The sequence below is a fragment of the Pseudomonas sp. G3-19 genome (genome assembly GCF_054855875.1).
This window is the reverse complement of record NZ_JBMPIQ010000003.1, coordinates 1,463,951-1,477,236: the sequence shown is the minus strand read 5'-3', so window position 1 is coordinate 1,477,236 and position 13,286 is coordinate 1,463,951. Positions and strand designations below refer to the sequence as shown.

General features: G+C 59.1%; 9 protein-coding genes. 4 read left to right on the top strand and 5 right to left on the bottom strand.

Annotated features, from left to right (window positions below; genetic code table 11):
- Complete coding sequence (locus ACOYXI_RS06725; RefSeq protein WP_461674583.1) at positions 1 to 1,575, top strand: ABC transporter ATP-binding protein; 1,575 nt, start codon at positions 1 to 3, stop codon at positions 1,573 to 1,575.
- A 241-nt stretch (positions 1,576 to 1,816) separates the two neighbouring features.
- On the opposite strand, the gene ACOYXI_RS06720 is transcribed toward ACOYXI_RS06725, so the two are convergent.
- Positions 1,817 to 2,134 (bottom strand): SCP2 sterol-binding domain-containing protein, encoded by a 318-nt coding sequence (locus ACOYXI_RS06720; RefSeq protein WP_210557315.1) that lies wholly within the window; start codon positions 2,132 to 2,134, stop codon positions 1,817 to 1,819.
- A gap of 62 nt (positions 2,135 to 2,196) precedes the next feature.
- Positions 2,197 to 2,907, bottom strand: coding sequence for a histidine phosphatase family protein (locus ACOYXI_RS06715; protein WP_461674582.1), 711 nt, complete (start codon positions 2,905 to 2,907; stop codon positions 2,197 to 2,199).
- 204 nt (positions 2,908 to 3,111) lie between these two features.
- On the opposite strand from ACOYXI_RS06715, the gene sohB reads away from it, so the two are divergent.
- Both sohB and ACOYXI_RS06705 read left to right on the top strand, forming a co-directional pair.
- Positions 3,112 to 4,143, top strand: a complete 1,032-nt coding sequence (gene sohB, locus ACOYXI_RS06710) for a protease SohB (RefSeq protein ID WP_027613703.1) — start codon at positions 3,112 to 3,114, stop codon at positions 4,141 to 4,143.
- Positions 4,144 to 4,330: 187 nt separating this feature from the next.
- Positions 4,331 to 9,154, top strand: a complete 4,824-nt coding sequence (locus ACOYXI_RS06705; RefSeq protein ID WP_461674581.1) for a dermonecrotic toxin domain-containing protein — start codon at positions 4,331 to 4,333, stop codon at positions 9,152 to 9,154.
- A 24-nt stretch (positions 9,155 to 9,178) separates the two neighbouring features.
- Here the strand turns inward: ACOYXI_RS06705 and ACOYXI_RS06700 are convergent, their stop codons facing one another.
- Together ACOYXI_RS06700 and ACOYXI_RS06695 are read right to left on the bottom strand one after the other, a co-directional pair.
- Positions 9,179 to 9,673, bottom strand: a complete 495-nt coding sequence (locus tag ACOYXI_RS06700; RefSeq protein ID WP_333990513.1) for a DUF934 domain-containing protein — start codon at positions 9,671 to 9,673, stop codon at positions 9,179 to 9,181.
- Positions 9,657 to 11,315, bottom strand: coding sequence for a nitrite/sulfite reductase (locus ACOYXI_RS06695; RefSeq protein WP_098964197.1), 1,659 nt, complete (start codon positions 11,313 to 11,315; stop codon positions 9,657 to 9,659). The genes ACOYXI_RS06700 and ACOYXI_RS06695 overlap by 17 nt, the downstream gene beginning before the upstream one ends.
- A 524-nt stretch (positions 11,316 to 11,839) precedes the next feature.
- Between ACOYXI_RS06695 and ACOYXI_RS06690 the strand changes: the two genes are divergently transcribed.
- Complete coding sequence (locus ACOYXI_RS06690) at positions 11,840 to 12,913, top strand: ABC transporter substrate-binding protein (protein ID WP_461674580.1); 1,074 nt, start codon at positions 11,840 to 11,842, stop codon at positions 12,911 to 12,913.
- 6 nt (positions 12,914 to 12,919) lie between these two features.
- Here ACOYXI_RS06690 and ACOYXI_RS06685 read toward each other — a convergent pair whose 3' ends face one another.
- The gene (locus tag ACOYXI_RS06685) at positions 12,920 to 13,138 is read right to left on the bottom strand and encodes a DUF2970 domain-containing protein (protein ID WP_007967863.1); all 219 of its coding nucleotides are present in this window, start codon (positions 13,136 to 13,138) and stop codon (positions 12,920 to 12,922) included.
- Between the last annotated feature and the right edge of the window lie 148 nt (positions 13,139 to 13,286).

Here is a 13,286-nt window from a genome sequence, read left to right as displayed (position 1 = left end):
ATGAGCGATAACCTGATTGAAATCCGCGACCTGCGTGTGGCATTCAACGGCCAGCCTGTGGTGCATGGCATCGACCTCGATATTCGTCCGGGCGAATGCCTGGCCCTGGTCGGGGAGTCTGGCTCCGGCAAATCGGTGACCGCCCACAGCATCCTGCAATTGCTTGACCCGAACATCACGCGGATCGATGGCAGCATTCGTTATGCCGGTGAAGAGCTGCTCGGTGTGCATGAGCGCTATCTGCGCCAGTTAAGGGGCAACCGCATCGCGATGATTTTTCAGGAACCGATGAGTTCGCTGAATCCACTGCATACCATCGAGCGGCAACTCGGTGAGAGCCTAGCGTTGCACAAAGGCCTGGCCGGCGCGCAAGCCCGTGAACGGATTCTTGAACTGCTCGAACTGGTGGGGATTCAGAAACCGCGCGAACGGCTCAAGGCCTATCCGCATCAACTCTCTGGAGGTCAACGCCAGCGGGTGATGATTGCCATGGCGCTGGCCTGCGAGCCGCAACTGCTGATCGCCGACGAGCCGACCACGGCGCTGGATGTGACGGTGCAGCGCAGGATTCTGTTGCTGCTCAAAGACTTGCAGCAGCGGCTCGGCATGGCGCTGTTGATCATCAGCCATGACCTGAATCTGGTGCGCACCATTGCGCAACGGGTGGCGGTGATGCGCGGTGGACGGATCGTCGAGCAGGCGTCGCGCGAGCAACTGTTCCGTGCGCCGCAGCATCCCTACAGTATCGAATTGCTCAACGCCGAGCCGGGGGGCGAAGCGCTACGTCGGGATGTCGCGCAGAACTTGTTGCAGGTGCGCGATCTGCATGTGCGTTTTCGCCTGGGCGGCGGTTGGCTGCGACCGAAGACTTGGCTGCAGGCGGTCAAGGGCATTGATCTGAACCTGCAGCGCGGCAAAACGCTGGGGATTGTCGGCGAGTCGGGCTCGGGCAAGTCGACCTTGGGTCAGGCGATTTTGCGCCTGATCGACGCCGAGGGCAGCATTCGCTTTGCCGGTGAGGCGCTGGAGCAGTTGAGCGGCAAGCAGCTGCGGCCACTGCGCAAACGCCTGCAAGTGGTGTTTCAGGACCCGTTCGGCAGCCTCAGCCCGCGCCTGTGTGTGGAGCAGATCATTGCCGAGGGCTTGCAGGTACATAGCGACTTGAATGCTGCCGAGCGTGAGCAGGCGGTGATCGATGTGCTGCGCGAAGTCGGTCTCGATCCGGCCACCCGACATCGCTATCCGCACGAGTTTTCCGGTGGCCAGCGGCAACGGATTGCCATCGCTCGGGCGCTGGTGCTCAAGCCTGATTTGATTCTGCTCGATGAGCCGACCTCGGCACTGGATCGCACGGTGCAGAAGCAGATCGTTGCTTTATTGCGGCGGTTGCAGGAAGAGCATGGGCTGACTTATCTGTTCATCAGCCATGACCTGGCGGTGGTGCGGGCGTTGGCCCATGACCTGATTGTGATGAAGGATGGCGAAGTGTTGGAGCGTGGCGAGACCCGTGCGCTATTCAGCGATGCGCAGCATCCGTATACGCAGGAGCTGTTGGCGGCATCATTTGCTGGTTGATGACAGCTCCAACGTAGTAGAAGGTGCATGCCGCGTTTTATGGTGCGCCACGTGACCACGTGACCAATGTGGGAGGGGGCTTGCTCCCGAAAGCGGTGTGACAGGCGGCAAAACTTGTGGCTGATCCGACGTCTTCGGGAGCAAGCCCCCTCCCACCTATGGCCTGTTTATGACGAAACCCGGGAGCCAGACGCAAAAATCCCGCCACTAGGGCGGGATTTTCTTTAAACCGAACGACGTCTTACGACGGGAACAGCTCGGACAGCTTCATCGACAACATCATGTCGCCTTCAACGCGCAGCTTGCCGCCCATGAACGCTTGCATGCCGTCGGTTTCACCGCTGACGATGTCTTTCAGGGTTGCACTGTCCATTACCAGGGTGCAGTTGGCGTCCGGGTTTTCACCTTCCTGGATGTCGCAAGTACCGTCTTTGACGATCAGCGCGTAGTGCTTGTCTTCGTCGGTGATGTTGAAACCGAAAACCAGATCCAGACCGGCAGCAGCGGCTGGGTTGAACTTGGCTTGCATCGCTTTTACGGCATCAGCTACGGAGGTCATGGTTCGATCCTTTCTTGGGTTAGGCGCTGGTTGATTACAGCAAGGGTCACAATTATCCGGACTCAGCGGAAAGTGATGAGTTCCGGAGCCTTCAGCAGTTGCAGGTGTGCGTGACTGTTGAAGGAGGCCAAAGCCACCTCGCGACCGCGGAACTTCAGCTGGTTGAGCGAGGTGTTGACGATTTGCCAATTCAGTTCAAAGGCCTGTCGGGCAGGCATTTGGGTAATCAGGTGGAGCAGGGCGGCGATGGTGCCGCCGGAGGTGAATACGGCGATTTTCTGGTTGCCGTCGGCCTGTTCGAGGATCCGGTGCAATCCGCCCCGTACTCGCTCGACAAACCCCAGCCAGCTTTCCAGCCCGGGTGTGTCGTAGGTGCCTGCCAGCCAGCGCTCGATGACCAGGGCGAAGATACGCTGGAATTCGGCGCGGTTCTGCGCCGCGTTACGCAGGATGTCGATGGCTTCCGGCTCGTCCTCGAGCATGGCCGGGATCAGGGCGCGGATGATCGCGTCGGCATCGAACTCGTTGAACGCGGAGTCGGTCTCCAGCGTCGGTACCGACAGGCCCTTGGCGCTGAATTGCTCCAGCGCACTGCTGGCCGTGTGTTGCTGACGACGCAGGTCGCCGGCCAGGCAGCGATCAAAGCGGATTCCCAGCTCGGCGAGGTGCTGTCCGAGGACTTCTGCCTGGCGCACACCGATGGGCGACAGGACGTCATAGTCGTCTGCACCAAAGGAGGCCTGGCCATGTCGAATCAGATAGATGCTGCCCACGTCCGCGTCATCCCGGTACGTTGAAGGTTTGGCGAGGTTATGAGGATGAAAGAGTGCTGTCAATGAAAAAACATACGCTTGTTTGAAATGCTCGTTACAGGCCTGTTGCCAGAGGTTTCACGGCTGGCCGACGAGGCGGCGCATGGGTATGCTGGAACCATCCCGCGCGTGTTTTGCATCCGCGCATTGTTTTAAGGAGTCTCTGTGGAGTTTTTCACCGAATACGCCAGCTTCCTGGCCAAGACCGTAACGCTGGTGGTCGCCATCCTGGTGGTGCTCGCCAGTTTTGCTGCATTGCGCAGCAAGGGCCGGCGCAAGTCGGCGGGGCAGTTGCAGGTCAGCAAGCTCAACGATTTCTATAAAGGCTTGCGTGAACGTCTGGAGCAGACCCTGCTCGACAAGGATCAGCTCAAGGCCCTGCGCAAGGGCCAGGCCAAATCGGAAAAATCCGAGAAGAAGCAGAAGAACAAACCCGAGAGCAAATCCCGGGTGTTCGTGCTCGATTTCGACGGTGACATCAAGGCCTCGGCCACCGAGAGCCTGCGTCACGAAATCACCGCACTGCTGACCCTCGCCACGCCCAAGGACGAAGTGGTACTGCGTCTGGAAAGCGGCGGCGGCATGGTGCACAGCTACGGTCTGGCGTCTTCGCAACTGGCACGTATTCGCGAGGCCGGCGTGCCGTTGACCGTGTGTATCGACAAGGTCGCGGCCAGCGGCGGTTACATGATGGCGTGCATTGGCGAGAAGATCATCAGCGCGCCGTTCGCGATTCTCGGCTCGATTGGTGTGGTGGCGCAGTTGCCCAACGTCAACCGTCTGCTGAAAAAGCACGACATCGATTTCGAAGTGCTGACCGCCGGTGAGTACAAGCGCACCCTGACCGTGTTCGGCGAAAACACCGAAAAGGGCCGGGAGAAGTTCCAGGAAGACCTGGACATCACCCATCAGCTGTTCAAGAACTTCGTTTCCCGTTATCGCCCGCAACTGGCCATTGACGAAGTGGCCACCGGTGAGGTCTGGCTTGGTGTTGCAGCGCTGGACAAACAACTGGTCGACGAACTCAAGACCAGCGATGAATACCTGGCAGACCGGGCGAAGAAAGCCGAGGTTTATCACCTGCATTACGCCGAGCGCAAAAGCCTGCAGGAGCGCATCGGCATGGCTGCCAGCGGTTCAGTGGATCGTGTGCTGCTGAGCTGGTGGAGCCGCTTGACCCAGCAACGCTTCTGGTAAGAAAAAGCCAACAAAAAACCCCTTTCACTGTAACGGTGAGAGGGGTTTTTTTAGGGTGGCGGTATATATGTATAGTTTGAGTTTGAATAGTTGATTCGAACTTGAAGTTTTTCATCGGCAATTCGCGCTTTTATAAAAAGGCCTGCTCGATAAGCTGTTGCTACTTTCAGTTTTCGAGATATTCAGTATGTCTTCCTTACCTGTACAGGCTGTCGCGCCTGTATTAACACCCGAACAAAAAGGCATGTTCTTTGAGTTAATCAAGAACAATGCTCCCGGCTGGCTGCTGTCGGCATCGGATGAACTGCGTCAAATACTTTATCAAAGCATGATGGCCAGCCATCGCGCCCAGAGTGAAATGGACCCGTTTCTGAAGACGCTCAAGTCGCCCGAAGCATTTTGCGCGCCGTTACTGACCAGCGCCATGTCGCAAAAGCTCGGCAAGTCGCTGGATATCAGCGGGGTGATTTTTCAGCATGTGCGCTCCACCTCCAGTCTGTTGGGCTTGCGCAGGAAACTGGTGTTGCCAGTCGATCGGGATCTGCTCACGGCCGCCTGCGAAAACTTCGAACTCCGTGAGACTCAGGCCACAAATTATAACGATACCTCCTTGATCTATATTCCCGAGAAAGTAACCGGTCGAGAAGCGCATATATTATCGATCCAGCCCCATGAATTTGCGCTGTTGTGTCGAACCCTGGACTTGGGCCAGCAATATCAGACTCATCTTCGTGCGGTCTTCAATGTGGATGCCGAGGCCAATCCGTTGCGCAGCAAGTTTACTGCGAACTTGCGGTGTCGCTTCGAGGTGGATCGGCACGTCGCATTGCTGAAGAAACACATCAGTGTCGAAGTGCATGAGATGTTGCAGGCAGTCAAGGATAACCGGGACACGATCAAACTGGGCAACAACACCCTGAGTTATCAGGCCTTGCGGATGCTTGGTGTCACACTTAACGGTGTGCTGTTTATCGGCCCGGTGAGTGAGCACGCCGACAACGACTACCGTTGCGTTGTTTACCTGCCAGGTGATCCGTTGCACCCGCTCAAGGAGTATTCATCCTTCAGCGATTTCGAGAAACAGTTGAGCCAGCGGTTGAAAGGCGCAGCGTTTCGCCAATTCTTCATGCGCTTCATCAAGATCAGTGAGCGCGCAGCGTGGGTGACCGAACTCGATGGGCGTTTGTATCCGCACAGTCATTCAATCCTGCCTCGTGCCTCGTTCTACGTGACGTTGTCCGGCATCGATTTTGCGGGCGACCCGTTCACCCTGATGTATCGCCAGCACGCCGAACAGACCATGGCAGACGCTCGGCTCGTAGTGGTGCCAACGGACGATGAAGACGAGAAAACCCGGCTGGCCCGACTGGACACCTATAAGGCAATCGGGGTCGACCTGCTGTTGGTCGCCGTATCGTTCATACCTGTAGTAGGAGAGGCGTTATTGGCGGTCACTGCGGTGCAGTTGCTCTCACAGGTCTATGAAGGGATTGCCAGTTGGTCCAGAGGCGAGCAGGAGCAGGCGACGGATTACTTTTTCGATGTCGTCGAAAACATGATCCTGATGGCGGCTTTCGCTGCGAGTACCAGGGCGGTAGGCACAGCGTTCAAAGTCGTCAGGTCATCGGCTTTTATCGAGCGCTTGCGCATGGTCAAACTGGCTTCAGGGCAGTCTCGCCTTTGGAAGCCTGACTTGCACGTGTATCAACAGCGTCGGGCCTTGCCTGCCGGAGTGCGTCGCGATGGCCGCGGCTTGCGTTGGGTCGATGGCCAGGCGTACCTGACGCTCGATGATCTGCACTATGCAGTGCGCCCCGAGCCTCAGACCGGGCTGTGGGAAGTGCAGGCGCCGCCGGAATCGGCGAGCCGCTATGCACCGCTGCTCGAAACCAATGATCGGGGTGCCTGGCGTCATGACAGCGAGCTGGTTCAGGACTGGGATCGATTGAAGCTGCTGCGCCGCTTCGGCCATCCCCGCGAGGAGCTGTCGGATGCCAGTGCGCTGCAGGCTCTGGCTGTCTGCGGTATCGAAGACAGCGTGTTGCGTCAGATCCATGTAGATCGCGGTCATCCGCCGGCCTTGCTGCTCGACACGGTGTGGAGATTTCGCGCCGATGCAGCGGTGACGGAGTTTATCGAGCAACTGCAGATTCCGTTGTCGGCCCCCATGGCGGATGCTGACCTGCAATTGCACCTGCTGACGACATCGGCCAGTTGGCCGGCAGACTGCGCCATCAGTGTCGTCGATGCAGTGGGCACGCCAATCAATCGTTATGGCGCACCCACCGCCACTACGATCCTGAAGATAACTCAGCAGGATGTGCATCGGGGGAAACTGTACCGTTCTCTGCTGGCTGCACTCGGCAGCCAGCGGCGCAAGAACTTGCTCGGCTTGACGAGCCAGGATTCGGCGGTTCAGACACGCAAGCTGGTGCAAATCATCGGCCAGCAGGCACAAGGTCGACGGGAGCCGTTGTTCCAGCGAATCTATCGACGCCGCGAAGCGCCGAGCAATGGTCGGGTGGCGTTGCTGATGAAGACCTTTGCCGATCTGCCTGCCAGTGTTGCCGAGGAGTTGGCGGGCAGTGCCCTGGATGGCGAAGCGCAAGAGCTGGACGCTGCCCGCGTACCATTGCGGCTGGCGCAGGAGGTACGCCGCTATCAACAGGCAATTGCTGTGTGTCGAGCCTATGAAGGCCTGTACCTGGATAGTGGCGGTGGCCACAGTACCAATCGTCTGGTGCTCGATGCCCTTGAGCATTTGCCGGGTTGGTCAGGGGCTTCAGCGATCGAGATACAGGAGTGGTCGGGCAGCCATGACAGTGTTGCGACGACGGCGTCAAGCTCATCCAGTGAGCGGGTGGTCATCAATGTGTTGGCGGACCGCATCAGCGTTCAGCAGGGTAATGATGCTGCGCTGAAGTCATTTTCCGGGCGCACCCGCGAGCATTATTTCCAGGCCCTTTGGCATGGGTTGTCGGCGCAACGCAAGGTCGCGTTGGGCCTGTCGCTCGAGACCGGGGCGAGCGGGCTGCGGGAGAAAATCACCGAACTTGCCATGAAACGGCGAACAACGTTTGCCAGAACCATGGGCGGCCGTCCCGGCGATTATTCGCCCATGGCCCTGGCTGAACGGCCACCGGCAGGGCCCTGGGCGAACTCAGGTGTGAGCGTTTCAGTGATGGTGCGCCGTATTCAGGAACTCTACCCGGCCCATTCCCCTGCGCAGATCCATGCGCTACTCAACGTTTTGGGCCGCAATGAGATTCTGGTGCTGATGAAGCTGGAATTGCTGCGGCTGGAGTTTCTCGGTATTCGCGAAGTCTTGAATCGTTGGGTGACGCGGCAAACGCAGTACAAGGGGATCGATGGCTCATTGGTTGACGTTCCACAGTCAGCGAAGGCCCGTGCCATGCGCGCGATCATCCGCTGCTGGCGCAGAGAGCCAGGGGCCTCGGGCGACGCGCCACCCGACACCTTGAGCTTCGCTCCGGAGCCCTTGGGAGAGTTGCCACTGCTGGTCGGGGACTTCAGCCATGTCACGCATCTGGTCATGGAAGGCATTACGCCGCAGGGACTGACGGCGTTTTTGCGTCATTTCAGAAATTTGCGCAGCCTTTCCCTGAGGGGGAACCAATTGACCCAGTTACCGATGGCATTGGAGCGCATGCCCTGGCTGACGCATCTGGATCTGAGCGAGAACCATATTCGTCTATCTTCTGCATCGGTGCCGTCACTGGCGCGATTGAAAAAGCTGCGGGTGCTGAGTCTGGACTTCAATGCAGACCTTGCGCATGCCCCGGATGTCAGCTCGCTGCCGGATCTGGAAAGACTGCGCTTGCGCGGTTGCGCAATCGATCATTGGCCCGAGGGAACCACCGGTTTGAAACGACCGCAACTGATCGATCTGCGCGATAACCAGATAAGCACGGTACCGGAGGCGGTACTCAGGGCTCCGCTGATGGTCAGCCGCGCCGTTCGCCTGATGGGTAACCCCTTGTCGCCTGACGCCTTGCGACAGATTGCGGCGTATCAACGGGCGAACAGCGTCAGTTTCGGTGTAATGGCCCGGGTCTATCAACACCAGCCGCTACCCAGCGTGCCGTATGAAGGTCAGAGTGCGCGCTGGCTGACCGGCAGGCCTGCCGTCGAAGCGATACCGCGTAGCGTTACCTGGGAGGCGGTAAGGGCAGCGCCCGGCTCGCGGGATTTCTTCAATGTACTTTCACAATTGATCCACACGGCCGATTACACCCGGTTGTACCCGTATTTCAGCCAGCGTGTGTGGAATGTGGTCGAGGCGGCCGCTGAAGACACGCGGTTGCGCAGCGAATTGTTCCGCACGGCGCGCGTCGCCACCAGTGTCGATGGTTATTCCGCGGTGTTCAGTGAGATGGAAGTCCAGGTTCTGTGTTACCGAGCCACGGTCGCGGCCGGGATCGATGGCGCGCCGCTGGAGCGGCAATTGACGCATTTGCTCAGAGGCTTGTTTCGCCTGCAAACGCTGGAAGAGCGCACCTTGGCAGAGATCAACGCCCGCGCCCAACCGAGTGTCTACGAGCATGCGCTCGAATTCAGTCTGGCCTATCGGGTGGGGCTGGCGGAGCGTCTGAATTTGCCTGGTCAGCCAAGGGCGATGAGCAGCCCGTTGAATGTCGAGGTCTCGCAGGTAGAACTGGATCAGGCCAATCAGGCCGTGATGCGTATTGAAGGCTCTTCGGCGTTTCCCGACTGGTGTATCGGCCAGCGATTCTGGGTCGAGTTTCTCGAATCGGCCTACCCCGACGCTTTCGCCCTTGTCTATGTTCGAACCTCGCAGGCATTGGCGCGCCTGGAGGAGCAGGCGGAGCTGACGCGCGATCAGGCAGCGGTGCAGATGAATGCGATTCACGACAATTTCAGAAATGAACGTCAGGCGCTGATTCGCCAGCTCACCGATCAGGCACTCGCGCGCCATCCGGCCAATGAGCTGGCCAGTTCGGATACAGAAGAGGAGGGAAGTACGCCTTGAGCAGGTGCTCAAGGCGTATTCGAGTCAGCGGCGACGGAACAGCGGCAGCGGTTCGTCAGTGGCGGCCTGGTAGGTCACCGAGAAGTCTTTCAGGCTTTCCAGCGCATCGTACGGGTCCTTGTCGGCGCGCAGGGCGAACGCATCGAAACCGCAACGGTGCATGTAGAACAGCTGATCGCGCAGCACATCGCCAATCGCCCGCAGTTCACCTTTGAAACCATAGCGGTCGCGCAGCAGGCGGGCGTTGGAGTAGTTGCGGCCATCGGTGAAGGCCGGGAAGTTCAGGGCAATCACCTGAAACTGATCCACGTCGTCACCGATTTCCTCGGCTTCTTCGTCGGCGTCCAGCCACACACCCAGCCCGCCATCGCGGGCCTTGAGCGCGTGAGCATGATCACGCCACAGGGCCAGCGGCACGATCAGGTCGTCGCAGTTGGAGATACCGTCGAGGGTCGCGTCCTTGGGCAGCAAGTGCCAGGTTTCGTCGACCACCTCGTTGTTCTTAATGATTCGCTGCATAGACGCGTTCCTTGAAGAGGTCGATGCCAATACGCTGGTAGGTGTCGATGAAGCGCTCGTCTTCGGTACGTTGTTCAACGTACACGTCGATCAGCTTCGAGATCACGTCCGGCATGTCGTCCTGGGCGAAGGACGGGCCGAGGATTTTGCCCAGGCTGGCGTCACGGCTGGCGCTGCCGCCGAGGGACACCTGGTAGAACTCTTCACCTTTCTTGTCCACCCCGAGGATGCCGATGTGGCCGACGTGGTGGTGACCGCAGGCATTCATGCAACCAGAGATGTTCAGGTCCAGCTCACCGATGTCGAACAGATAGTCCAGGTCGTCGAAACGGCGCTGGATCGATTCGGCGATCGGGATCGATTTGGCGTTGGCCAGGGAGCAGAAATCGCCGCCCGGGCAGCAGATGATGTCGGTCAGCAGACCGATGTTCGGCGTGGCGAAACCACCTTCACGCAGCTCGCCCCAGAGGGTGAACAACTGGCTCTGCTCGACGTCGGCGAGAATGATGTTCTGCTCGTGGGACGTGCGCAGTTGACCGAAGCTGTAGCGCTCGGCCAGATCGGCGACGGCGTCCAGCTGCTTGTCGGTGATGTCGCCCGGCGCAACGCCGGTCGGCTTCAGCGACAGGGTCACGGCCACATAGCCCGGCTTTTTGTGCGCCAGGGTGTTGCGCGAACGCCAGCGGGCGAAACCCGGATGCTCTTTGTCGAGTTCGGCCAGGGCGGCGGTCTGGTTCTCCAGCGCCTTGTAGTCCGGATCGACGAAGTGCTTGGCGACGCGATGCAGTTCGGCTTCGGTCAGTGTGGTCTGGCCACCGCGCAGGTGTTCCATCTCGGCATCGACTTTCTGCGCGAACACTTCAGGGGTCAGCGCCTTGACGAGGATCTTGATCCGCGCCTTGTATTTGTTGTCGCGACGGCCATAACGGTTGTACACCCGCAGGATGGCGTCGAGGTAGCTCAACAGGTCCTGCCATGGCAGGAATTCGTTGATGAAGGCGCCGACCACCGGGGTACGGCCCAGGCCACCGCCGACCAGTACACGGAAACCCAGTTCGCCGGCGGCGTTGTGGACCGGCTCCAGGCCGATGTCGTGGACTTCGATGGCCGCACGGTCAGCGGTCGAACCGTTGACGGCGATCTTGAACTTGCGCGGCAGGTAGGCGAATTCCGGGTGGAATGTAGTCCACTGACGGACGATTTCGCACCATGGGCGTGGGTCGATCACTTCATCGGCAGCGACACCGGCGAACTGGTCGGTGGTGACGTTGCGCAGGCAGTTGCCGCTGGTCTGGATCGCGTGCATCTGCACGGTGGCCAGTTCCGCGAGGATGTCCGGGATGTCTTCCACCGCCGGCCAGTTGAACTGCACGTTCTGCCGGGTACTGATGTGGGCGTAGCCCTTGTCGTAGTCACGGGCAATCTTGGCCATCATGCGCGTCTGACGGGAAGTCAGTTGGCCGTAAGGCACCGCCACGCGCAACATCGGCGCAAAACGCTGGATGTAGAGGCCATTTTGCAGGCGCAGGGGGCGGAATTCTTCTTCGCTCAGCTCGCCTGCCAGATAGCGTCGGGTCTGATCACGGAACTGCTTGACGCGGTCCTCGATGATCCGCTGATCGTACTCGTCGTATACGTACATATAAGTCCTGTTCTCAGGCTTTGGGCTACTCGGAAAACGCTGCGTTTTCGCTTGCTGGAGTCCGATGGTGCCTCGGCAATTACGCGCGCACGGCCGCGCACTCCCTAACGGAGCCGGGGCAATATACCCGTTTGCAGTTATGCGCAAAAGTGATGTTTGAGTATATGTAAAGAACCAAATCGCCTAACGAGAATAGTTGTTGATTAACCCACATTTGTCGCGGGGACAATCATCGTCTTAACTGTGATCGAGTCTTTCTGCAATCACCGATAAAACCGACAAGAGGCGATGCAATGAGCAATCCGACCAAGGCAAGAAAAAGCGATAGCAGTGTCGATGCATGGGCCATTCTGTTCCTGATTATTCTAGTAGTAGGGACGGCGGTATTCTGGGTCAGTCATCAGTAAACGACCGATCCGGGTCCGCTTCCGACGATTGTCGGACAAAAAACGGGATCAGGCGTCAATAGCCGCTGATTAGGGGGCTATAATGCGCGGCCATTTTTCCTTGGGCCCGGATCATTCATGTTGAAGTTTTTCCACCTCAGCCTTCTGCTGTTCGGTGCGGTTTTCGGCTCTGCGGCCCGGGCCGAGTCGGTGCTGTTCCTCAATCCTGGTTCAACTCAGGAAGCCTTCTGGGTCAGCTACTCGCAATTCATGCAGGCGGCCGCCCGCGACCTGGGCGTCGATTTGCAGATTCTCTATTCCCAGCGCCAGCCGGAATTCACCCTGGCTCAGGCCAGAGTTGCCCTGCAGGGACCGAATCGTCCCGACTATCTGGTATTCGTCAACGAGCAGTACGTGGCGCCGCAGATCCTGCGTATGGCGGAGGGCAGCGGGGTCAAGCTGTTCATGGTCAACGCGGTGCTCACCCCCGATCAGCAGGCGATGATCGGCGAGCGTGCCGATCGCATCGGCAGCCTGGTGCCGAATGACGAGGAGGGCGGCTACCTGATGATGAAAGAGCTGATTCGCCTGCATCCTCCCGTGGCGCGGGGCGAACAGATTGAGGTGCTGGCGTTTTCCGGCCTGAAGATCACCCCGTCAGCGCAATTGCGCGAGCAGGGCATGCAACGCGCTCTGGCCGAGCATCCGCAGGTGAGACTGCGGCAACTGGTGTACAGCGGCTGGACCCGGCAGCGTGCCTACGAGCAGGCGCGACAACTGGTCAACCGTTATCCGAAGGTGTCGCTGGTGTGGGCAGCCAATGATGAAATGGCGTTCGGCGCCATGCATGCGTTTGCCGAAGCCGGCAAAGTCCCTGGCAAGGATGTGCTGTTCAGCGCGGTCAATACCTCACCCGAGGCGTTGCAGGCGGTGGTCGACGGGCGCTTGAGCGCGCTGGTGGGCGGACACTTCACGCTGGGTGGCTGGGCGCTGGTGGAATTGCATGATTACGATCAGGGCGTCGATCTGGATCGATATGGCGGTCGTGACCGGCAATTGTCGCTGCTGCAACTGATCGACAAGCATCAGGCACAGCAAATGCTGGCCATGGGCGCGTCGCCGGATTACGGCGTGAGTTTTCGCAAGTTGTCGGCCAAGGGCCACCCCACGTCGTATCGCTACCCGTTCAGCCTGCAGATCCTGATGCACTGAACCCCGTCAGACCCCGGCGAAATGCAGTACCAGCTTGACGATGACAAACAGCGTCAAAGCGAACACGGCGGTGAAGCCGATCCCCAGGATCACGAAATGGCTGGGCTTGCCATGGGTGAAGTCCCTTGCCCGGTTCTTCCCGCTTTGCACGCCGAATGCCGCAGCCATGACGCTGTGCAGCATCTGCCAGAAGCTCGGTGGCTTGTTGTCGACTGGATCGTCCATAAATCCCCCGTCCGAAAGGCTGTCCCGACAGCATAGTCAATCCAGCGGGTTGTGCCTTGGTCGCACGCGGGCTCATGACTTGTCCGGTAACACGTCCACGCCAATACGATAACTATGTACCGCAGATCACCGTGGCGGACATGGTGTC